This window comes from Amycolatopsis sp. cmx-4-61 (assembly GCF_046548775.1).
Classification (GTDB): domain Bacteria; phylum Actinomycetota; class Actinomycetes; order Mycobacteriales; family Pseudonocardiaceae; genus Amycolatopsis.
In genome coordinates, this window is the sequence record NZ_JAEBEI010000057.1 from 1 (window position 1) to 1,615 (window position 1,615).

Consider the following 1,615-nt stretch of genomic DNA (forward strand, 5'->3'; position numbering starts at 1 on the left):
TTCGCTGTGCGCGACAGCGGTCGGGCCTTGTCGACGTACCCCACTCGCGCCTCCGGTGCGGCGCTTTGCGCAACCTCGTGCACGTTCGCCTCCGTGGGAATGCCGGAGCCGATGTCGAGGAACCGCCTGACGCCCTCCTCGACCATGTGCTCGACGGCACGCCGGAGGAACGCTCTGCTCAGACGCGCGGTGGCACGCGCGTCTGGTACGGCAAGCTCGATGCTCGCAGCCAGTTCGCGATCTACCGGGAAGTTGCGGGTACCTCACAGGAAGGAATCGTAGAGCCGAACGATACTCGGTACCGAGACGTCGAGATCTGGTGGAGTCCATTCACGGTGGGACATTGCGACCTCTCGACAGGGTGAGCGACGTTACCACCGAACCGCGGGTCCGGCGCGGGCGCGACCGAGGGGCTGCGATCCTCGTTTGGCCAGTCGCGTTCTACCGAGGGTGGCTGAGCCGGGCGTCGTGAGTCGCAGGAGGCGTGCACCTGTGCTACCCGCCGACTCGGCACTTCCCCGCAGCCCCGGGATGGCCGGTCAACTCCACGGGTGGAAGGGCCGAGAGCGCCGGACGGGTCGATCGCGAGTGAGTGCGCAGGCCCGGAACTGCTGGGCGACGACTCGCTCCGTCGGCGGGGAGTAGTCCACCGGGACCCAGCAGGGTCCGCTTCGCGGTCACAGCCGTGCCGCAGGTCGATGAAGGTCCCCAGCACTGCCACCGAGGAAGTACCCCGGTTCGCCGTCCGCACCAGGTGCTGAGGCGTGGCGTGTCTGCGCGCCGGGCGCAGGCCGAGTGGCCCGCGCCCGAGTCGCCGGGCTGAGCGACGCACCGCGGATCAGTACACGGTGAACGCCCGGGTCGCTCCGGCGAAGGAGCCGATGGCTGCCGTCCAGCCGTTCTTGGCGTCCGCCGAAGTGCACGATCCGGTATTGACGGCCGGAGTGAAGTGTTCAATGGTCGACGTGATCGTGGCTCTGGAGTAGACCATCCCCTCTCGTCGCCCCTGGTAGCGCGTCGACCAGTCCCCGTCATCGGCGTAACGGGCCCACACCCGTCCACCAGGCGTTGCACCTCGAGGCAGGTGCCGTTCCGGCGGAAGCTGTTCTTGGGGTGACCGGTGCGGAATCCGGCGACGACGGTCTACCGCTTGAAGTACGACCCGTTGGGCTGGGCGAGGTGAACACTTCTCTTCACGACAGTGGCGGCGGGAACCATGGCGCCGGTAGAGGGCACGGTTCGAGTGGGACACGCCTCCGGTCGTGGCAAGACACCGTCGAGCCGCGATCGGAGGAACTTGTCGTTAGCCCGGATGTTGTCACATTCGGACAATCCAATCCCGGATGTCCAACCGCGCCCTCGCTCGGCTAGGACACCAACTTCACGCGAAGCGGTTCAGCGTCGATCCGTTGGCAGCAAGTCGACTTCGGTCGAGTCCGACAACTCCCCGCGTACCGCCTGCCGCGACGTCTCGTGACGCGGCGAACTTCTCGCAACCTTGGACGACGACACGTGCTCTGCACTTCCCCAAGGGGAAGCGCCGACCCCTTCGGGAAGACCTTGTTGCACCCGAACGTAGCCGCGTTCATCCTGGGACAGCGGCAGGCCGCGCCGC

The 1,615-nt window shown here is 67.1% G+C and carries 3 protein-coding genes; all 3 read right to left on the minus strand.

Going from position 1 to position 1,615, the window contains the following annotated elements:
* Positions 1-233: SAM-dependent methyltransferase (locus ACLJOU_RS46855; protein WP_410575778.1), on the minus strand; the 233-nt coding region annotated here is incomplete at its 3' end.
* A gap of 605 nt (positions 234-838) precedes the next feature.
* Complete coding sequence (locus ACLJOU_RS46860) at positions 839-991, minus strand: hypothetical protein (RefSeq protein WP_410575776.1); 153 nt, start codon at positions 989-991, stop codon at positions 839-841.
* 404 nt (positions 992-1,395) lie between these two features.
* On the minus strand, positions 1,396-1,615 hold a 220-nt coding region (locus ACLJOU_RS46865; RefSeq protein ID WP_410575777.1), incomplete at its 5' end, for a hypothetical protein.

Bases quoted from the DNA above. Each gene is read 5' to 3' on its own strand.
- ACLJOU_RS46860 (WP_410575776.1), bottom strand. From the start codon at position 991: ATGGTCTACTCCAGAGCCACGATCACGTCGACCATTGAACACTTCACT.